Source organism: Paracoccus simplex, assembly GCF_042648325.1.
In the GTDB taxonomy this organism is placed as follows: domain Bacteria; phylum Pseudomonadota; class Alphaproteobacteria; order Rhodobacterales; family Rhodobacteraceae; genus Paracoccus; species Paracoccus simplex.
Map to the genome: position 1 here is coordinate 119,201 of NZ_JBHRXE010000041.1, position 18,475 is coordinate 137,675.

General features: G+C 65.1%; 30 protein-coding genes. 1 reads left to right on the forward strand and 29 read right to left on the reverse strand.

Features of this window, described 5'->3' with window-relative positions; all coding sequences use genetic code 11:
- Positions 1 to 46 precede the first annotated feature (46 nt).
- From ACFOMP_RS14840 to rpsJ, 29 genes are all read right to left on the reverse strand, one after another.
- Positions 47 to 658, reverse strand: a complete 612-nt coding sequence (locus ACFOMP_RS14840) for an autoinducer binding domain-containing protein (RefSeq protein WP_289894306.1) — start codon at positions 656 to 658, stop codon at positions 47 to 49.
- Positions 659 to 1,006: 348 nt separating this feature from the next.
- A complete protein-coding gene (gene rplQ / locus ACFOMP_RS14845) occupies positions 1,007 to 1,429 on the reverse strand; it encodes a 50S ribosomal protein L17 (protein WP_019352041.1) in 423 nt (140 codons plus the stop codon).
- Between the two features lie 156 nt (positions 1,430 to 1,585).
- A complete protein-coding gene (locus ACFOMP_RS14850) occupies positions 1,586 to 2,602 on the reverse strand; it encodes a DNA-directed RNA polymerase subunit alpha (RefSeq protein WP_289894307.1) in 1,017 nt (338 codons plus the stop codon).
- Positions 2,603 to 2,723: 121 nt separating this feature from the next.
- Positions 2,724 to 3,113: a 30S ribosomal protein S11 gene (gene rpsK / locus ACFOMP_RS14855; RefSeq protein ID WP_011747123.1), complete on the reverse strand. Its 390-nt coding sequence runs from the start codon at positions 3,111 to 3,113 to the stop codon at positions 2,724 to 2,726.
- 12 nt (positions 3,114 to 3,125) lie between these two features.
- Positions 3,126 to 3,494 (reverse strand): 30S ribosomal protein S13, encoded by a 369-nt coding sequence (gene rpsM / locus ACFOMP_RS14860; RefSeq protein ID WP_289894308.1) that lies wholly within the window; start codon positions 3,492 to 3,494, stop codon positions 3,126 to 3,128.
- A 159-nt stretch (positions 3,495 to 3,653) separates the two neighbouring features.
- Positions 3,654 to 4,310, reverse strand: coding sequence for an adenylate kinase (locus tag ACFOMP_RS14865; protein WP_379031894.1), 657 nt, complete (start codon positions 4,308 to 4,310; stop codon positions 3,654 to 3,656).
- 39 nt (positions 4,311 to 4,349) lie between these two features.
- Complete coding sequence (gene secY, locus ACFOMP_RS14870; protein ID WP_379031897.1) at positions 4,350 to 5,723, reverse strand: preprotein translocase subunit SecY; 1,374 nt, start codon at positions 5,721 to 5,723, stop codon at positions 4,350 to 4,352.
- 103 nt (positions 5,724 to 5,826) lie between these two features.
- Complete coding sequence (gene rplO / locus ACFOMP_RS14875; RefSeq protein ID WP_289894311.1) at positions 5,827 to 6,315, reverse strand: 50S ribosomal protein L15; 489 nt, start codon at positions 6,313 to 6,315, stop codon at positions 5,827 to 5,829.
- A gap of 155 nt (positions 6,316 to 6,470) precedes the next feature.
- Positions 6,471 to 7,205 (reverse strand): hypothetical protein, encoded by a 735-nt coding sequence (locus ACFOMP_RS14880; RefSeq protein ID WP_379031900.1) that lies wholly within the window; start codon positions 7,203 to 7,205, stop codon positions 6,471 to 6,473.
- 132 nt (positions 7,206 to 7,337) lie between these two features.
- Positions 7,338 to 7,526, reverse strand: coding sequence for a 50S ribosomal protein L30 (rpmD, locus tag ACFOMP_RS14885; RefSeq protein ID WP_011747117.1), 189 nt, complete (start codon positions 7,524 to 7,526; stop codon positions 7,338 to 7,340).
- A gap of 12 nt (positions 7,527 to 7,538) precedes the next feature.
- Positions 7,539 to 8,105: a 30S ribosomal protein S5 gene (rpsE, locus tag ACFOMP_RS14890; protein ID WP_289894313.1), complete on the reverse strand. Its 567-nt coding sequence runs from the start codon at positions 8,103 to 8,105 to the stop codon at positions 7,539 to 7,541.
- 131 nt (positions 8,106 to 8,236) lie between these two features.
- Positions 8,237 to 8,596 (reverse strand): 50S ribosomal protein L18, encoded by a 360-nt coding sequence (gene rplR / locus ACFOMP_RS14895; protein WP_289894314.1) that lies wholly within the window; start codon positions 8,594 to 8,596, stop codon positions 8,237 to 8,239.
- Positions 8,597 to 8,607: 11 nt separating this feature from the next.
- Positions 8,608 to 9,141 carry a 50S ribosomal protein L6 gene (gene rplF, locus ACFOMP_RS14900; RefSeq protein ID WP_019351976.1) on the reverse strand — a complete coding sequence of 178 codons (534 nt, stop codon included), beginning with the start codon at positions 9,139 to 9,141 and terminating at the stop codon, positions 8,608 to 8,610.
- Positions 9,142 to 9,152: 11 nt separating this feature from the next.
- Positions 9,153 to 9,551 carry a 30S ribosomal protein S8 gene (gene rpsH / locus ACFOMP_RS14905; protein ID WP_019351975.1) on the reverse strand — a complete coding sequence of 133 codons (399 nt, stop codon included), beginning with the start codon at positions 9,549 to 9,551 and terminating at the stop codon, positions 9,153 to 9,155.
- A 9-nt stretch (positions 9,552 to 9,560) separates the two neighbouring features.
- On the reverse strand, positions 9,561 to 9,866 hold the full coding sequence (gene rpsN, locus ACFOMP_RS14910) for a 30S ribosomal protein S14 (RefSeq protein WP_019351974.1): 306 nt from the start codon (positions 9,864 to 9,866) through the stop codon (positions 9,561 to 9,563).
- 18 nt (positions 9,867 to 9,884) lie between these two features.
- Positions 9,885 to 10,445, reverse strand: a complete 561-nt coding sequence (gene rplE / locus ACFOMP_RS14915) for a 50S ribosomal protein L5 (RefSeq protein WP_019351973.1) — start codon at positions 10,443 to 10,445, stop codon at positions 9,885 to 9,887.
- Positions 10,445 to 10,750, reverse strand: coding sequence for a 50S ribosomal protein L24 (gene rplX, locus ACFOMP_RS14920; RefSeq protein WP_017999565.1), 306 nt, complete (start codon positions 10,748 to 10,750; stop codon positions 10,445 to 10,447). Before rplX ends, rplE begins: the two co-directional genes overlap by 1 nt.
- Positions 10,750 to 11,118: a 50S ribosomal protein L14 gene (rplN, locus tag ACFOMP_RS14925; protein ID WP_010400243.1), complete on the reverse strand. Its 369-nt coding sequence runs from the start codon at positions 11,116 to 11,118 to the stop codon at positions 10,750 to 10,752. Before rplN ends, rplX begins: the two co-directional genes overlap by 1 nt.
- Before the next feature lie 76 nt (positions 11,119 to 11,194).
- Positions 11,195 to 11,443, reverse strand: a complete 249-nt coding sequence (gene rpsQ / locus ACFOMP_RS14930) for a 30S ribosomal protein S17 (RefSeq protein WP_019352923.1) — start codon at positions 11,441 to 11,443, stop codon at positions 11,195 to 11,197.
- Between the two features lie 12 nt (positions 11,444 to 11,455).
- A complete protein-coding gene (gene rpmC / locus ACFOMP_RS14935; RefSeq protein ID WP_019352924.1) occupies positions 11,456 to 11,662 on the reverse strand; it encodes a 50S ribosomal protein L29 in 207 nt (68 codons plus the stop codon).
- A gap of 192 nt (positions 11,663 to 11,854) precedes the next feature.
- A complete protein-coding gene (rplP, locus tag ACFOMP_RS14940) occupies positions 11,855 to 12,268 on the reverse strand; it encodes a 50S ribosomal protein L16 (RefSeq protein WP_036754161.1) in 414 nt (137 codons plus the stop codon).
- A gap of 12 nt (positions 12,269 to 12,280) precedes the next feature.
- The gene (gene rpsC, locus ACFOMP_RS14945; protein ID WP_379031913.1) at positions 12,281 to 13,003 is read right to left on the reverse strand and encodes a 30S ribosomal protein S3; all 723 of its coding nucleotides are present in this window, start codon (positions 13,001 to 13,003) and stop codon (positions 12,281 to 12,283) included.
- Entirely contained in the window at positions 13,003 to 13,383 is a 381-nt protein-coding gene (rplV, locus tag ACFOMP_RS14950) for a 50S ribosomal protein L22 (RefSeq protein WP_019351883.1), read from the reverse strand. The genes rpsC and rplV overlap by 1 nt, the downstream gene beginning before the upstream one ends.
- Positions 13,384 to 13,388: 5 nt before the next feature.
- A complete protein-coding gene (rpsS, locus tag ACFOMP_RS14955) occupies positions 13,389 to 13,667 on the reverse strand; it encodes a 30S ribosomal protein S19 (protein WP_019351882.1) in 279 nt (92 codons plus the stop codon).
- 3 nt (positions 13,668 to 13,670) lie between these two features.
- Positions 13,671 to 14,507: a 50S ribosomal protein L2 gene (gene rplB, locus ACFOMP_RS14960; RefSeq protein ID WP_289894316.1), complete on the reverse strand. Its 837-nt coding sequence runs from the start codon at positions 14,505 to 14,507 to the stop codon at positions 13,671 to 13,673.
- 94 nt (positions 14,508 to 14,601) lie between these two features.
- The gene (locus ACFOMP_RS14965) at positions 14,602 to 14,898 is read right to left on the reverse strand and encodes a 50S ribosomal protein L23 (protein WP_019351880.1); all 297 of its coding nucleotides are present in this window, start codon (positions 14,896 to 14,898) and stop codon (positions 14,602 to 14,604) included.
- Complete coding sequence (gene rplD, locus ACFOMP_RS14970) at positions 14,895 to 15,515, reverse strand: 50S ribosomal protein L4 (RefSeq protein ID WP_028713573.1); 621 nt, start codon at positions 15,513 to 15,515, stop codon at positions 14,895 to 14,897. The genes ACFOMP_RS14965 and rplD overlap by 4 nt, the downstream gene beginning before the upstream one ends.
- Complete coding sequence (gene rplC, locus ACFOMP_RS14975) at positions 15,512 to 16,390, reverse strand: 50S ribosomal protein L3 (RefSeq protein WP_289894317.1); 879 nt, start codon at positions 16,388 to 16,390, stop codon at positions 15,512 to 15,514. Before rplC ends, rplD begins: the two co-directional genes overlap by 4 nt.
- A gap of 10 nt (positions 16,391 to 16,400) precedes the next feature.
- Positions 16,401 to 16,709 carry a 30S ribosomal protein S10 gene (gene rpsJ / locus ACFOMP_RS14980; protein ID WP_010400227.1) on the reverse strand — a complete coding sequence of 103 codons (309 nt, stop codon included), beginning with the start codon at positions 16,707 to 16,709 and terminating at the stop codon, positions 16,401 to 16,403.
- 287 nt (positions 16,710 to 16,996) lie between these two features.
- Here rpsJ and ACFOMP_RS14985 point away from each other — a divergent pair, with 287 nt between their 5' ends.
- Positions 16,997 to 18,304, forward strand: a complete 1,308-nt coding sequence (locus ACFOMP_RS14985; RefSeq protein WP_379031920.1) for a glycosyltransferase 61 family protein — start codon at positions 16,997 to 16,999, stop codon at positions 18,302 to 18,304.
- Positions 18,305 to 18,475 lie beyond the last annotated feature (171 nt).

The following is an 18,475-nucleotide window of genomic DNA, read 5'->3' on the forward strand; positions in this document are numbered from 1 at the left end:
GGTGGTGGTGGCCCCCAGGTGTAAACCGCAACGGTGGACGGACCGTTTATAGCAAGCGGTAATCCTTGGCCCGTTGCAGCGCCTCGGCAGTCGTGCGCGCCATCAGCCTTTCGCGCGCCGAAATGAGACGAGCCTTGAATGCGCTTTCCGTAATACCAAGTTTGGCAGCCGCCGCTGCATGACGATCCCCCTCTGCGATACACCGAAGGGCCTCTTGCTGAGCCTTCGTCAGGCTCTCCGGCGGCTCTGTGATATCGTGAAGCCGTCGTACCATTGTCGAGATCGTTTCGATCTCGTCATCCGTGAATTCCCGTTTGTCATGGGCAAAGCAGCAAATCGTGCGCGACTTGATCGGGCCATGCGCCACCGCCAGCCCGTAGCGCAGCCCATGATCCGCGGCGTCCTGAAGAATCGAAAACGGGTCCGGGATGGGCAGCACGCTCCACCGGCAGGTTCCGGTGGTCGAGAAGCCCCAGGCGATGGTGGGATCGCGCAGGGCATAGGCCCGCTCGGAATAGCGCTGCGCCCAGTCCTTGTTATAGGTCTGGAACTGCATCAGCGGTGCAGCGAAGCGAATATGCAGCCCGATGAAATAACCCGCCGGGGCGAGTTTTTTCAGCTTGGCTAGTGCTGCGTTGATTTCCGCGCGAGATGACATGACTTTTTGGACAGATTGCGTTTTCTTGGGTTACCACGAAAAATGGCATGGTTCGCAATGTATTCAAGCAATACCGTGCTTGCGAGTGCCGTTTTTCGCAGTGCCGCAGGGTCAACCTGTCGGCATGTCAACCCATAGCCGCGACCAGCCATCAAAGGCAAGCGTCGCGCTGCCGCAGCAATTCCCGTTTGTTTTCCGACAGCCCCGCACCACCCCAGGCTGCGATTCGTGCCGCAGCGCAGGATTTCCGCCTGCGCGAGGATTTGCGCGGCTGTTGCAAAAAGCCCGCAGCCAGGATTTGGCTGCGGGCTTGAACGGTCTCTTAACCCTAAGAAAGAGCTAAATTTCTTACGATTCGTCGGCAGCCGATTCGGCTTCCAGGCGGGCGCGGTCAGCGGCGCCCTTGGCATCGGCGTCGCGGTCGACCAGTTCGATGATCGCCATCGGCGCCATGTCGCCATAGCGGAAGCCGGCCTTCAGGATGCGGACATAGCCGCCCTGACGGTCCTTGTAGCGGGCGCCGAGCACGTCGAACAGCTTGGCGACATGCTGGTCCTGCTTCAGCTGCGCATCGGCCTGACGGCGGGCGTGCAGGTCGCCGCGCTTCGCCAGCGTGATCAGCTTCTCGACGATCGGGCGCAGTTCCTTGGCTTTCGGCAGCGTGGTCTTGATCTGCTCGTGCTCGATCAGCGAGCCGGCCATGTTGGCGAACAGCGCCTTGCGGTGTTCGTGGGTGCGGTTCAGGCGGCGGTAGCCGCGGGCGTGACGCATGATGATTCTCCTATGACGTCTTTTGCTTTGTCCGGCGGCCCATGCGTGCGGGCCGCTCTCCTTGGGGCAGGATTGCCCAGATTTCCGGGGGCGCGCATCGCGTACACCATGTGTACACAGGCCGTGCACCGGGCGTATGACGCCCCCGGTATTGGCTTAGAACTGGTCGTCGAAACGCTTGGCCAGATCCTCGATGTTCTCCGGCGGCCAGTCCACGACATCCATGCCGAGATGCAGGCCCATGCCCGAGAGCACTTCCTTGATCTCGTTCAGCGACTTGCGGCCGAAGTTCGGGGTGCGCAGCATCTCGGCTTCGGTCTTCTGGATCAGGTCGCCGATATAGACGATGTTGTCGTTCTTGAGGCAGTTCGCCGAACGCACCGACAGTTCCAGCTCGTCGACCTTCTTCAGCAGGCGCGGGTCGAATTCCAGCCCGTCCTCGGCATCCGAGCGGGTGGCGGTTTCCGGCTCGTCGAAGTTCACGAACACCGAAAGCTGGTCCTGGATGATGCGCGCGGCATAGGCCACGGCGTCTTCCGGGGTCAGCGAACCGTCGGTCTCGACCTTCATCGTCAGCTTGTCATAGTCCAGCACCTGGCCCTCGCGGGTCGGCTGCACCTCGTAGCTGACGCGCTTGACCGGCGAGAAGATGGCGTCGATCGGGATCAGGCCGATGGGCGCGTCCTCGGGACGGTTCTTGTCGGCGGCGACGTAGCCCTTGCCGTTGGCGACGGTCAGCTCCATGTGCAGCTCGGCGCCGTCGTCCAGGTGGCAGATCACATGGTCGCGGTTCAGGATGGTGATGCCGGCCGATTCCTGGATGTCGCCGGCCTTGACCTCGCCCGGGCCCTTGGCCGAGAGCGCCAGGCGCTTGGGCGCGTCGACGTCCATCTTCAGCGTCACGCCCTTGAGGTTCAGGACGATGTCGGTCACGTCCTCGCGCACGCCGGGGACGGACGAGAATTCGTGCAGCACGTTGTCGATCTGCACCGAGGTGATCGCCGCGCCCTGCAGCGAGGACAGCAGCACCCGGCGCAGGGCGTTGCCCAGCGTCAGGCCGAAGCCCCGCTCGAGCGGTTCCGCGACCACGGTGGCCACGCGGGACGAATCGGCACCCGGCTTGATTTCAAGCTGGGTGGGCTTGATGAGTTCGGCCCAGTTCTTGTGGATCATGCGTTTGCCTCCATACCTGTTCCCGAGCCCATGACCGTGGCCGGAAACGCCCGAGGTGAAATGCGTAAAGCGCGCCCCGCACGGGACAACCCCGCGCGGAACGCGTCAAAATCCCAAAGGATCAGACCCGGCGGCGCTTCGGCGGGCGGCAGCCGTTATGCGCGATCGGGGTCACGTCACGGATGGCCGTGATGTTGAAGCCGACCGCGGCCAAGGCGCGCAGCGCCGATTCGCGGCCCGAGCCGGGGCCCTGCACTTCGACTTCCAGCGTGCGGACGCCGTGTTCCTGCGCCTTCTTGCCGGCGTCTTCGGCAGCCATCTGGGCGGCATAGGGGGTCGACTTGCGCGACCCCTTGAAGCCCATGGTGCCGGCCGACGACCAGGAGATCGCGTTGCCCTGCACATCCGAGATCAGGATCTTGGTGTTGTTGAAGGACGAGTTCACATGCGCCACGCCAGTGGCGATGTTCTTGCGTTCCTTGCGCTTGATGCGGGTTTTATCGCGTGCCATGTCCGTTCCCCCTTATTTCTTCTTGCCGGCGATGGGCTTCGCCGGGCCCTTGCGGGTGCGGGCATTGGTGTGGGTGCGCTGGCCGCGGACCGGCAGGCCGCGACGGTGGCGCAGGCCCCGGTAGGAACCCAGATCCATCAGGCGCTTGATGTTCATCTGCGTCTCGCGGCGCAGGTCGCCCTCGACGGTGTAGTTGGCGTCGATGTATTCGCGGATCTTCAGAACTTCGGCATCCGACAGCTCGTTGACGCGGCGCGTCGGCTCGATGCCGACGGCGGTCACGATCTCGCCGGCGAATTTCGAGCCGATCCCGTGGATATAGGTCAGTGCGATCGGGACGCGTTTCCCGGTCGGAATGTTGACGCCAGCAATACGAGCCACGCGTTTTTCCTTTTCATGTTGCGGTTCCGTAGCACCGGAACCTTTTTTCACAACCAAAGACCCGAAAGCCATGCCTTCGGGCCTTGAAGCGACACCCGGGGTCGGGTGATTCTCTTTCGAGATGTTGCGAATTACGGGATTCGCGGGCCAAGGTCAACCCTAGGTCGGAATGCGGTCCAGAACCTTGGCGACCGCGGCGGCGACCGCGTCGATCTCGGCCAGGCCGTCCACCGGATGCAGGTTGCCCTTGACGTAGTAGTAGCCGATCAGCGGCGAGGTCTTCTTGTAATACTCCATCAGCCGGGTCTTGAGGCTGTCCGCATTGTCGTCGGCGCGGCGGCGCAGGTCGGTCGAGCCGCAGACGTCGCATGTGCCCGGCTCTTTCGTCGGCTTGGTCTGATCGTGATAGACCTCGCCGCAATTGCCGCAGGTGAAGCGGCCCGAGATGCGCGCGACCAGCGCCGCGTCATCCACCCGCATCTCGATCACCGCGTCGATGCGCTGGTCCATCTCGGCCATCAGCGCCTGCAGCGCGTCGGCCTGGGCCAGGGTGCGCGGGAAGCCGTCGAAGATGAAGCCCTTGCCGCCCTGTCCCAGCTTTTCGCGGATCAGGCCGATGACGATCTCATCCGTGACCAGCTCGCCGCGGTCCATGACCTCGGCCACGCGCTTGCCCATCTCGGTGCCCGAGCTGCGGGCCTCGCGCAGCATGTCGCCGGTGGAGAGCTGGACCAGGCCCCGCTCGTCGATCAGGCGCCGGGCCTGGGTGCCTTTGCCGGCGCCGGGCGGGCCCAGCAGAATGATGTTGATCGCCATGTAGTCGTCCCTCTCCTACCCTTATGATGGGCCTTGCCCCTAGCGCCGCGCCGGGGCCTTGCGGGGCTTGGCCGTCCCGGTCTTGCCGCGCTTGCCGCGCAGCTGCGACTTCTCGATCAAACCTTCGTATTGATGCGCGAGCAAGTGGCTTTGCACCTGGTTGATCGTATCCATCACCACGCTGACCACGATCAGCACCGAGGTGCCGCCGAAATAGAACGGGATCGCCAGCTGGTCGCGGATGATCTCGGGCAGCAGGCAGACGAAGGCCAGATAGGCCGAGCCGATCACCAGCACCCGGGTCACCACATAGGTCAGGTAATCCTCGGTGCGCTTGCCGGGGCGGATGCCGGGGATGAAGCCGCCCTGGTTCTTCAGGTTCTCGGCCACGTCCTCGGTCTTGAAGCTGACGTTGAAGGTGTAGAAATAGGTGAAGAACACGATCATCGCCGCGAAGAACAGCAGATAGAGCGGCTGGCCGGGACCGAAATAGGCCAGGACGGTGGACATCACCGGGCCGGTCTGGTTGCCCGAGAAGGTCGAGATCGTCACCGGCAACAGCAGCAGCGAGCTGGCGAAGATCGCCGGGATCACGCCGGCCGGGTTCACCTTGATCGGCAGGTGGCTGGACTGGCCGTCATAGATCTTCATCCCGACCTGGCGGCGCGGATACTGGATGTGGATCTTGCGCAGCGCCCGCTCCATGAACACCACGAAGCCGATCACCGCGGCGACCATGACGATCACCCCCAGGATCACCGGGGTCGAGATGGCGCCCGAGCGGCCCTGGGCCAGGAACTGCGCCAGATGGCCGGGAATCTCCGCCACGATGCCGACGAAGATGATCAGCGAGATGCCGTTGCCGATGCCGCGGGCGGTGATCTGCTCGCCCAGCCACATCAGGAACATGGTGCCGCCGACCAGGGTGATCACCACCGAGGCGCGGAAGAACATCCCCGGCTCATGCGCGAGGTTGCCGTGTTCCAGGCTGACCGCCAGACCCCAGGCCTGAAACAGCGCCAGCGCCACGGTGCCGTAGCGGGTATACTGGTTGATCTTCTTGCGGCCGGTCTCGCCCTCTTTCTTCAGCTGCTCCAGCGCCGGCACCATCGAGGCCATCAGCTGCACGATGATCGAGGCCGAGATATAGGGCATGATCCCCAGCGCGAAGACGCCCATCCGCCCCAGCGCGCCGCCGGTGAACATCGACAGGATGCCGCCGATGCCGGACTGGGCCTGGTCCATGAAGTTGCGCAGGCTCGCGCCGTCGATGCCGGGCACCGGGATATAGGTGCCGAGGCGATAGATGATGAGAAGTCCGAGCGTGAACCAGATCCTCTGGCGAAGCTCGGTCGCCTTGCCAAGCGCGCCCCAGGAAAGGTTCGCGGCCATCTGTTCTGCGGCTGACGCCATTCTTGTGCCCCTTCATGGCAGCGCCGCCGGATCGTTTCCCGATCCCGCGGCGCCTGGAAAACTTGACAGCTATCTATGGGGCGCGGCCGCGCCCTTCAACAGCTTATTCGGCGGCAGCCGCGGCTTCCTTGGCCGGGCGGGTGACGGTGAGCTTGCCACCGGCCTTCTCAACCGCCTCGACGGCGGCTTGCGACGCACCGGCGACGGTCAGGGTCAGGGCGGCTTTCAGCTCGCCCTTGGCCAGCACGCGCACGCCGTCCAGCTTGCGGCGGATGACGCCGGCCGCGACCAGCGCGTCCTCGGTCACTTCGGCTTTCGCGTCGAGCTTGCCGGCATCGACGAAGGTCTGCAGCTGGCCCAGGTTCACCACCGCGAAGTCCAGGCGATTCGGCTTCGAGAAGCCGCGCTTGGGCAGCCGGCGGTAAAGCGGCATCTGGCCGCCTTCGTAGCCGTTCAGCGCCACGCCCGAACGCGAGGTCTGGCCCTTGATACCACGGCCGGCGGTCTTGCCCTTGCCCGAGCCGGGGCCGCGCGCGACGCGCTTCTTCTTGCGGTTCGCGCCGGGATTGTCGTGAAGTTCATGCAGTTTCATATCGCTTCTCCTTGGCCGGAAGCGCCCCATGAAGCGAAGGGGGCGGACACGGCATTTCTTGCTTGTTGAGTCGTCAGTGTCACGAGGAACACCGGCGGCTTCTACCGGCTGCGCCCGCTCGGGTCAAGCTGGCAGCGCCGGGGCGCGGCGGGCGCTCAGAATTCCAGCCAGCTGCCCAGCTTCAGCGCCAGTTCGCCCCCGCCGGTCAGCGGCGCGATCACCCCCAACTCCAGCTTGGCCGGGCCGGCGAGGTCGCGCAGCGCCGAAACCGCCAGCCGGCCGGAAAAGCCGGTATCGTCGCGCTGCTCGAAGCGGAACTGCTGGATCAGCAGCAGATCGCCCCGCGCCTGCCAGCCCAGCGTCAGGTCCAGCTTGTGGGTGACCGCGGGGGTCAGATAGGTCGGGTCCTCCCAGACCACGTTCGGCTCCTCGGGGTATTCCAGGGTCAGCGCCGCGAGCTTCGAGCGGCTTTCCACCGTCAGCCAGCCGTCGCCGGGAATGCGGCGCAGCAGCGGGATGCTGTCGAACCCCCTGCCCCAGGCCGTGGCCAGCTGCCCCATCGGGTGATAGCGCCCGTCGCGCCGGATCGCCCCCAGACCCAGCGACATGGCCCAGCGGTTCGGCCCCTCGGCCCGGTCGAGCGCCCGCTGCCACCAAAGCAGGATCGTCCGCTCGCCCCGCGCATCGCCCAGTTCCAGCCCCAGCGTGTCGCGCCGGCCGAGCCCGTATTCCGCGTAAAGGCTGGCATAGCGGTTGCCGTCGCGGTCCTGCTCGGCCGAGACCGCGGCGAAGACGCGGCCGGGATCGCGCGCCCATGGCCCGGCCAGAGCGGCCGGCACCGGCGGCAGCAGCAGCAGCAGCAGCGCCAGACAGCAGAGAATGCCGCGCATGTTCCGCCCCCGTCCCACGCGTCCCCATCGACGCGAGGCTAGAGGCAAAGGGTTAGCGAATGGTTAACACGACAAGGAAAAACGCCCCGGATCTCTCCGGGGCGTTTCGAAATTCCGCGCGCCGGGCTGAAATCAGCCGCGCTCTTCGATGATGACCGCCAGATGCGGGATCTTGGCGACCATGCCGCGCACGGCCGGGGTGTCTTCCAGCTCGCGGGTGCGGTTCATCTTGTTCAGGCCCAGGCCCTTCAGCGTCTCGCGCTGGATGGCCGGGCGGCGGATCGGCGAGCCGATCTGCTTGACGACGATGGTTTTAGCCATTGCAGCCTCTCCTTACGCTTCGACCGCGGCGTCAGCCGGCTTGTCGGTGGACGGCAGGATCTCGGCCACCTTCTTGCCACGACGCTGGGCGACGTTGCGGGGCGAGGCTTCCTTCTTGAGGCCGTCGATGGTGGCGCGGATCATGTTGTAGGGGTTCTGCGAGCCCTGCGACTTCGCCACCACGTCCTGAACGCCCAGCATCTCGAACACGGCGCGCATCGGGCCGCCGGCGATGATGCCGGTCCCCGGGACGGCGGTGCGCATGATGACCTTGCCGGCGCCGTGCCGGCCCTCGATGTCATGATGCAGGGTGCGGCCGTCGCGCAGCGGCACGCGGATCAGGCCGCGCTTGGCCTGCTCGGTCGCCTTGCGGATCGCCTCGGGCACTTCTTTCGCCTTGCCCTTGCCGAAACCGACGCGGCCGCGCTGGTCGCCGACGACCACCAGGGCCGCGAAGCCGAAGCGCTTGCCGCCCTTGACGGTCTTCGAGACGCGGTTGATCGCGACCAGACGGTCGGCGAATTCCGGGGTTTCCTCGCGCTCTTCGCGGCGGCCCCGACGATGTTCACGTTCTGCCATGCAGGCATTCCTTGTAATCTGGCGCGCGATCCGCGCCGTTGAAACCAATCCTGGTGGGCGGCCGCGCGGGCGGCCAACCCCCGGATCATCGGGGCGGCACGCCCGTATCGGAAAGCGCCGCCCGCATCAGATCAGAACTTCAGACCGCCTTCGCGGGCTGCGTCGGCCAGAGCCTTGATCTTGCCGTGGAACAGGAAGCCGCCGCGGTCGAAGATCACCTCTTCGACGCCGGCCTGCTTCGCGCGCTCCGCAATGGCAGCGCCGATCTTGGCCGCGGCTTCCAGGTTGTTCTTGCCGACAACGCCCAGGTCCTTTTCCAGCGACGAGGCGGCGGCCAGGGTGACCCCCTTCACGTCGTCGATCACCTGGACGCTGATGTTCTTGGAAGAACGGTGAACGGACAGCCGCGGACGACCGTCCGAGATGGCCCGCAGTTTGTTCCGCACGCGCAGGCGGCGCTTCTGGAACAGCTCTCTTTTGTTCAGTGCCATTTTCGCGCCCCTTACTTCTTCTTGCCTTCCTTGCGGAAGACGACCTCACCCTTGTAGCGGATGCCCTTGCCCTTGTAGGGCTCGGGGCGACGCCACTCGCGGATGTTCGCGGCGACCTGGCCGACCAGCTGCTGGTCGATGCCCTCGACCACGATCTCGGTCTGCTTCGGCGCCGTGATGGTCACGCCTTCCGGCGTTTCGAAGTTCACGTCATGCGAATAGCCCAAGGCGAGCTTGAGGGTCTTGCCCTGCATCTGGGCGCGGTAGCCGACGCCCTGGATTTCCAGCTCTTTCTTGAAGCCTTCGCTGACGCCGACGGTCAGGTTCTCGACCATCGAGCGGGTCATGCCCCATTGCTGCCGGGCGCGCTTGGACTGGCCGCGCGGGGTCACCTTGACGGCACCCTCCTCGAGGCTCAGCGTCACGTCGTCGGTCGCGGTGAAGCTGCGGGCGCCTTTCGGGCCTTTCACTTCGATCGTCTGACCCTTGATCTCTGCGGTCACGCCCTTGGGGAGGGCGACCGGCTTTTTACCAATCCGAGACATCTCTGCCCTCCTTAGAACACGGTGCAGAGGACTTCGCCGCCAACATTGGCGTTGCGAGCCGCTGCGTCCGACATCACGCCTTTCGGCGTCGAGACGATGGAAACACCAAGACCGTTGCGGACCTGCGGGATTTCCTTGGCGCCGGCATAGACGCGGCGGCCGGGCTTGGACACGCGGGCCAGTTCGCGGATCACCGGAGTGCCTTCGAAATACTTCAGGCTGATTTCCAGTTCCTTGTGACCGGCCTCGGTGGTCACTTCTTCATAGCCGCGGATGTAGCCCTCGGCTTTCAGCACGTCCAGAACCCAAGCGCGCAGCTTGGAGCCCGGGGTGCGGACGGTCGATTTGCCGCGCATCTGAGCGTTGCGGATGCGGGTCAGCATATCGCCGAGCGGATCGTTCATCGACATATTGCCCCCTTACCAGCTCGATTTGACCATGCCGGGGATCTGGCCGAACGAGCCGAGCTCGCGCAGCATGATCCGCGACAGTTTCAGTTTACGGTAATACGCATGCGGACGGCCGGTGAGCTGGCACCGGTTGTGCAGGCGCGTCGCCGAGGAGTTGCGCGGCAGTTCAGCCAGCTTCAGGCTTGCCTTGAAGCGCTCTTCCATCGGCAGGGACTGATCGTGGACGATCTCGTTCAGCGCGGCGCGCTTGGCGGCGTATTTCTGAACCAGACGCTCGCGCTTCTTCTCGCGCTCGACCATGGATTTCTTAGCCATATCTTCTTCCCTCCGCGATCAGCTGTTGAACGGCATGTTGAATGCCTTCAGCAGAGATTTCGCTTCCGCGTCGGTCTTCGCGGTGGTGCAGATGATGATGTCCATCCCCAGAACTTCGTCGACCTTGTCGAAGTTGATTTCCGGGAAAACGATGTGCTCCTTCAGGCCCATGGCATAGTTGCCGCGGCCGTCGAAAGCCGTGCCCTTGACGCCGCGGAAGTCGCGGACGCGCGGCAGCGCGATGGTGACCAGGCGGTCGAGGAATTCGTACATCCGGTCGCCGCGCAGCGTGACCTTGCAGCCCAGCGGCATTTCCTCGCGGACGCGGAAGCCGGCGATCGACTTCTTGGCCTTGGTGATCACCGCCTTCTGGCCGGCGATCAGCGACAGCTCCTCGGCGCCCTGCTTGACCTTCTTGGTGTCCTTGACCGCCTCGCCGACGCCCATGTTCAGGACGATCTTGTCCAGGCGCGGGATCTGCATGTCGTTCTTGTAGCCGAACTCTTCCTTCAGGGCAGCGCGGATGCTGTCCTTGTAGAGCGACTTCAGACGCGGGGTGTAATTGGCTTGGTCCAGCATCAGATCACGTCTCCCGTGGTCTTGGCGAAACGGACCTTCTGATCGCCTTCCACGCGGAAGCCGACGCGGGTCGCTTTGCCGTTCTTGTCCAGCAGCGCCAGGTTCGACAGGTCGATCGGCATGGCTTTCGCCACCCGGCCGCCCTGGGCGGTCTGGGTCTGGCGCTGGTGACGGATCGCGATGTTGACGCCGTCAACGACCGCCTTGTTCTCTTTCGGGAACACCGCGGTGATCTCGCCCTGCTTGCCCTTGTCCTTGCCGGCCAGCACGACGACCTTGTCGCCCTTTTTGAGCTTCGCAGCCATCACAGCACCTCCGGCGCAAGCGAGATGATCTTCATGAAGTTCTTGGCGCGCAGCTCGCGCACGACCGGCCCGAAGATACGGGTGCCGACCGGCTCGCCCTGGTTGTTCAGGATTACGGCGGCGTTGCGGTCGAAGCGGATCGAGGTGCCGTCCTCGCGCTTCACTTCTTTGGCGGTGCGCACGACGACGGCCTTGCGGACGTCACCTTTCTTCACGCGGCCGCGCGGGATGGCCTCCTTGACGGAGACGACGATGATGTCGCCCACCGACGCATAGCGACGGTGCGAACCACCCAGAACCTTGATGCACTGCACCCGGCGCGCGCCGGAGTTGTCAGCGACATCCAGATTGGTCTGCATCTGGATCATTTGGTTACTCCCGACCTTTGGGGACCGGCACGACCATGATCATGGGCCGGCCCCAGGGTATCGATTAAACTGGGCCTCAGGCCGAAGCCTCGGCGGCTTCGGTCAGCACGGTCCAGCGCTTGGTCTTCGAGATCGGCGCACATTCGACGATGCGAACGGTGTCGCCGACCTTGAACTGGTTCTGCGCGTCATGCGCGCGGTATTTCTTCGACGACCGCACGATCTTGTGCAGCAGCGGATGCTTGAAGCGACGCTCGACCAGGACGGTGACGGTCTGTTCGTTCTTGTCGCTGACGACCTTGCCTTGCAGGATGCGTTTGGGCATGGACCGGGCTCCTTAGTTCGACGCCGCGGCTTCCGCCGCTTTCTGGTTCAGAATGGTTTTCACACGGGCGACGTCACGACGGACGGCACGCATGCGGGCGGTCGATTCGAGCTGGCCGGTGGCCTGCTGGAAGCGCAGGTTGAACGCTTCCTTCTTCAGCGCGAGCAGCTGATCCTTCAGCTGGTCCGGCGTCTTGTCTTTCAGTTCCTGCGCCTTCATGCGCCTGTTCCTTTCAACATCACCGGAGAGCCCCTGCCATGCAGGGCCACCCTGATTCCGGTGGAGTTTCGTGATGAAGGCCTGCCCATACAGGCATCGCCGGTTCTTGGCAACCCCGATTGTCGGGCCAGGCCGAAAATGCGGCGCCCCGCCACTGTCGCGGCGGGGCGCCAAACTGCATGCGGTGGCGAATTACCAGTCTTCGCGCGCGACGATGCGGGTCAGCACCGGCAGCTTCTGCGCGCCCAGGCGCAGGGCTTCGCGGGCGATGACGTCGTTCACGCCGTCGATCTCGAACATGATCCGGCCGGGATGGACGCGGGCCGCCCAGTAATCGACCGAACCCTTGCCCTTACCCATCCGCACTTCGGTCGGCTTCGAGGAAACCGGCACGTCCGGGAAGATCCGGATCCAGACCCGGCCCTGACGCTTCATGTGGCGGGTGATCGCGCGGCGGGCCGCCTCGATCTGACGCGCGGTGACGCGCTCGGGCTCGATGGCTTTCAGCGCGTAGGAGCCGAAGTTCAGGTTGAACCCGCCCTTGGCCTCGCCGTGGATGCGGCCCTTGTGCTGTTTGCGGAACTTGGTCCGTTTCGGTTGCAGCATTGCTTCTTCTCCTTAGCGCGCGTCGCGGTCGCGATCACGGCGCGGACCGCGGGGCGACGGGCCGTCCTGCGCTTCGGTGGCGCGGCGGTCGCGGGCCTGCGGGTCGTGCTCCATGATCTCGCCCTTGAAGATCCAGACCTTCACGCCGATGATCCCGTAGGGGGTCGTGGCTTCCGACAGCGCATAGTCGATGTCGGCGCGCAGCGTATGCAGCGGCACCCGGCCCTCGCGGTACCATTCGGTGCGGGCGATCTCGGCGCCGCCCAGACGGCCGGCGACATTCACCCGGATCCCCAGCGCGCCCATGCGCATGGCGTTCTGCACCGCGCGCTTCATGGCGCGGCGGAACGACACCCGGCGCTCGAGCTGCTGGGAGATCGACTCGGCCACCAGCTGGGCGTCCAGCTCGGGCTTGCGGACCTCGACGATGTTGAGGTGCAGTTCCGAGCTGGTGAAGTTCGCCAGCTTCTTGCGCAGGGTTTCGATATCGGCGCCCTTTTTGCCGATGATGACACCCGGACGCGCAGCATAGATCGTGACGCGGCACTTCTTGTGCGGACGCTCGATGATGACGCGGCTGACGCCGGCCTGCTTGGCTTCCTTGTGGATAAAGTCGCGGATCTTCAGGTCTTCCAGCAACAGGTTGCCGTAGTCCTTGTCATCCGCATACCAGCGGCTGTCCCAGGTGCGGTTGACCTGGAGACGCATCCCGATGGGGTTTACCTTCTGACCCATTACGCGCGCTCCTCGACCTGACGCACCTTGATGGTGATTTCCGAAAACGGCTTCATGATCTTGCCGTAACGACCACGGGCGCGCGGACGGCCACGCTTCATGACCAGGTTCTTGCCGACCCAGGCCTCGGCGACGACCAGATTGTCGACATCGAGGTTATGGTTGTTCTCGGCATTGGCGATGGCCGATTGCAGGCACTTCTTCACGTCGCCGGCGATGCGCTTGTGCGAGAAGGTCAGGTCGGCCAGGGCCTTGTCCACCTTCTTGCCGCGGATCAGCGCCGCAACGAGGTTCAGCTTCTGCGGCGAGGTGCGAAGCATCTTGGTCTTCGCAAACGCCTCGTTCTCCGCCACGCGGCGCGGATTCTGTTCCTTACCCATGGGGATTACTTCCTTTTCGCTTTCTTGTCGGCGGCGTGACCGTAATAGGTCCGGGTCGGCGAATACTCACCGAACTTCTGGCCGATCATCTCCTCGGTCACGGCGACCGGGATGTGCTTGTGACCATTGTAGACGCCGAAGGTCAGGCCGACGAATTGCGGCAGAATGGTCGAACGACGCGACCAGATCTTGATGACATCCGACTTGCCGGCATCGCGGGCTTTTTCGGCCTTGCGAAGCACATAAGCGTCGACAAAGGGGCCCTTCCAGATAGAACGTGCCATGGATTAACGCCCCTTCTTCGCGTGACGCGACCGCAGGATATACTTGTCGGTCGATTTGTTCGAGCGGGTCTTGGTGCCCTTGGTGCCCTTGCCCCAAGGAGTGACCGGGTGACGGCCGCCCGAGGTCCGGCCTTCACCACCACCATGCGGGTGGTCGATCGGGTTCATGGCGACGCCGCGCACGCTCGGGCGGATGCCCTTGTGGCGGTTGCGCCCGGCCTTGCCGAGATTCTGGTTCGAATGGTCCGAGTTCGACACGGCGCCGATGGTCGCCATGCATTCCTGGCGCACCATGCGCAGCTCGCCCGAGCTGAGGCGGATCTGGGCATAGCCGCCGTCGCGGCCGACGAACTGGGCATAGGTGCCCGCCGAGCGGGCGATCTGGCCGCCCTTGCCGGGCTTCAGCTCGACGTTGTGGACGATGGTGCCGATCGGCATGCCGCTGAAGGGCATGGCGTTGCCGGGCTTCACGTCGACCTTGATGCCGGCGACGACCTTGTCACCCACGGCCAGACGCTGCGGGGCCAGGATATAGGCCTGCTCGCCGTCTTCGTATTTGATCAGCGCGATGAAGGCGGTGCGGTTGGGATCGTATTCGATCCGCTCGACCGTGGCCGAAACATCGAACTTCGTGCGTTTGAAATCGACGATGCGGTAGAGACGCTTCGCCCCGCCGCCCTTGCGGCGCATCGTGATCCGTCCGGTGTTGTTCCGGCCGCCGTTCTTGGTCAAACCCTCGGTGAGGGTTTTGACCGGGCGCCCTTTCCAAAGCTCCGAACGGTCGATCAGAACCAGCCCACGCTGGCCAGGCGTCGTCGGTTTATACGACTTGAGTGCCATGCTCTCTGTCTTCCGTTGCTTTGGACCGTGATTGGTCCGTTTCAGTCAAAAACTGACGGCCCCGCTGCCGGGGCCGTCGATTCGCGGTGTCTTATCAGAGGCCGGTCGAGACGTCGATGCTGTTGCCAGCTTCCAGCGTCACATAGGCCTTCTTCACGTCCGAGCGCACGCCGGGGCGGCCGCGGAAACGCTTGACCTTGCCCTTGGTGATGGTCGTGTTCACAGCCTTCACCTTGACGTTGAACAGGGCTTCGACGGCCTGCTTGATCGCCGGCTTGTTCGAATCCTTGGCCACCTGGAAGACATAGGCGTTGGCGTCGGACACCAGCGTCGCCTTCTCGGTGATCAGCGGCTTGACGATCACGTCGTAATGTTCGGGTTTCACGCTCATTTCAGGCGAGCCTCCAGAGCTTCGACACCGGCGCGCGTCAGCACGAGCGTGTCGCGACGCAGGATGTCATAGACGTTGGCACCGATCGAGGGCAGCACATCGACGCCTTCGAGGTTGCGGGCGGCGCGGGCGAAGTTCTCGTTCACTTCGGCGCCGTCGATGACCAGAACCCGCTTCCAGCCGTTTTCCTTGACCGCCTTGGCGACGGCCGCGGTCTTGGCTTCGGCGATGTTCAGGCTGTCCACGACCACCAGCTCACCCGCGGCGGCCTTGGCCGACAGGGCGTGCTTCAGGCCAAGCGCGCGGACCTTCTTGGGCAGATCGAAGGCGTGCGAGCGCGGGGTCGGACCCTTGTAGACGCCGCCGTGACGGAAGATCGGCGCCTTGCGCGACCCGTGGCGGGCGCCGCCGGTGCCCTTCTGGCGGTAGATCTTCTTGGTCGAGTAGCTGACATCCGACTTGCCCAGCACCGAATGGGTGCCCGCCTGCGCCTTCGCACGCTGCCAGCGCACGACGCGGTGCAGCAGGTCCGCACGCGGCTCGAGCCCGAAGATGTCATCGCTCAGGTCGATGTCACCGGCCTTGCCGGCGTCGAGCGTGATCACATCGAGTTTCATTTGCTTTCTCCTTCGGGCGCGGCGTTGTCGTCAGCGGCACCGTCAGCAGCCTTCTCGGCCTCGATCGAAGCCTGGGCCTCGGCCAGAGCAGCCTCTTGCGCAGCGGCTTCGGCCTCGGCCGCGGCCTTGCGGGCGGCTTCCTCCTCGGCGGCGGCGGCAGCGGCGGCCTCCTCGGCCAGACGCGCGGCTTCCTTGGCTTTCGCGCGGGTCGCGGCGGGGAAGATCGTGGCTTCGGCCAGCGGCTTCTTCACGGCGTCCTTGATGGTGACCCAGCCGCCCTTGGAGCCCGGCACCGAGCCCTTGACCATGATCAGGCCACGCTCGGCATCGGTCTTGACGACCTGCAGGTTCTGGGTGGTGACGCGGACGGCACCGAGATGACCCGCCATCTTCTTGCCCTTGAACACCTTGCCCGGGTCCTGGCACTGGCCGGTCGAACCGTGCGAGCGGTGCGAGATCGACACGCCGTGCGAGGCGCGCAGACCACCGAAGTTGTGGCGCTTCATCGCACCGGCAAAGCCCTTACCGATCGAGGTGCCGGCGATGTCGACATACTGACCCGCGAAGTAGTGGTCGGCGATGATCTCCTCGCCCACTTCGACCAGGTTTTCGGCGGCAACGCGGAATTCCGCGATCTTGCGCTTGGGGGCCACGTTCGCTTTCGCGAAATGGCCGCGCATGGCGCCGGTCACGCGCTTGGCTTTCGCCTCGCCCGCGCCGATCTGCAGCGCGACATAGCCGTCGGTTTCGACGGTGCGCTGAGCGATGACCTGCACGTTATCGACGTGCAGAACGGTAACGGGCACCTGACGCCCGTCTTCCAGGAACAGCCGGGTCATGCCCAGCTTCTTGGCGATTACACCAGTCCGCAGCATGGGGGCCTCCTTACACCTTGATTTCGACGTCAACGCCGGCGGCGAGGTCGAGCTTCATCAGGGCGTCGACGGTCTGCGGGGTCGGGTCGACGATGTCCAGCAGGCGCTTGTGCGTGCGGATTTCCCACTGGTCGCGGGATTTCTTGTCGATATGCGGACCGCGCAGAACGGTGAATTTCTCGATCTTGTTGGGCAGCGGAATCGGGCCGCGGACCTGCGCACCGGTGCGCTTGGCGGTATTGACGATTTCCTGCGTGCTGGCATCCAGGACGCGGTAATCGAACGCCTTCAACCGGATGCGGATATTCTGGCTTTGCATTCTCATCCCTCTTGCGGGGAGTTCCAGTTGAGAGGCTGACGACACACCACGCATCGCCAGCGTCGAACCGTATAAAATAAGAGCAGGCCGCCCTGTACATGGCGGCCCGGCCCGATGCAACCGATTCGTGGCGATCGCGAACGAACGGAAGCGATGCGCCCCTCTAGCGGTTTCGCGACCGCTGGTCAAGCAAGGCGTGCCGGCTTGCGTGCCGACTTGCGTGCCGGCGCGGCGCCGGCTACCTCAGGAGCAGGCATTCCCGCCATGATCGCCAGGGGACAGGCACCATGCCCGTCGATCCGTTCCTTCTGATCCGACGCAGCCCGCCCCTGCTGGGGCTTGCCCGCACCGCGCGCGGCCTGGTCCGCCGCATCCGCAGAGCCTGGCGACGTTGTCTGCCCGGCGCCCGGCGCCGGCCGGTCTGGACCGAGCCGGTCGCGGACTGGCGCGAGGCGCGGCCCGACATCATGGTGCCGCCGGGGCTGGCTGTCGCCGATATCCGCCTGGTGCCGGCGAAGCGATTCTCCAATCGCAACCTGATGTTCGACGGCGGCCCGGTCTGGCCGGATTTCGAGAACATGCCGATGGTGCGCCATCGCGCGCATGGCAAGTGTCACGACGTCAATGCCCACCCCGGCTGGCGGCGCGGCCCGCGGCTGAACGAGCCGGTGATCTGGGGCGGGCGCTGCTTCTTCCATTTCGGCCATCTGGTGGCCGAGCATGTCAGCCGCCTGCCGCCGGCGCTCTACCGCCATCCCGAGGCTCGGGTGCTGTTCACGCTGCCGCCCGGCAAGATGATCGGCGAGGTGCCGGCCTTTTTCTGGACCGTCATGGCCTGGCTCGGCCTGCATCCCGACCGCATCGGCTTCGTGACCAGCCCCTGCGTCGCCGCCCGGCTGCATGTCTATCCGCAGGCCGAAACGCTGGGCCTCGATCCGCCGGAACCCTGGTATCTCGATCTTCTGGACGAGTTGCCACGGCTCAACCGGCTTGAACGGATCGAGAGCCAGGCGCTTTACGTCCCCCGTCTGGGCGAACTCGCGCGCGGCAACGGTGCCAGCGCCGGCGAGACGGCGCTGATCGCGGCGCTTCGGCAGGCGGGCGTCGCGATCCTGGATTGCCGGCGCGAAAGCATCCGGCGGCAGATGACGCTTTACGCCGGGGCGAAACTGCTGATCTTCGCCGAGGGCTCGGCCATGCACGGGCGGCAATTGCTGGGCCGGGTCGACCAGAAAATCCTGGTCCTGCGCCGCCGCCCGCGCAGCACGCTTGCCCGGGCGCATCTGACGCCGCGCTGCCGGGAACTGGAATACGCGCCGGTGATCCGCGGCTTTGCACGACCCCTGCGCCGGGACGGCAACGAGATCGGACCGCGCGGCATCGCCTTCCACGACGCCGACAAGCTGCTGGCGATCCTGGCGCGGCATGGGATCGACCTGACGCCGCATTGGCGGCCCGGCGACTACCGGGCCGCGGTGCGCAAGGACGCCCGCGCCTGGCGCGAGGCGGTGCTGAAACAGCGCGACATCGACGGAGACCGGACCGAGGAGCACATCCGAAACGAGTTCAACCGCATCGGATTGGCCGACCTCTGAGACCGCCCCCGGCCGGCTGCCTGCCGGGGCCGGGTCAACAGCGCAGGGCCCGGCCGGCCCGGGGGCGGACCGCAAGGACCGGTCGCACGGGCAAAAGGCCGTGCCCGGGCGCCATGGCCCGCCAGCCATGGCCCGCCAAAAGCAAAAGGCCGCCCCGGGGGCGGCCTTTCC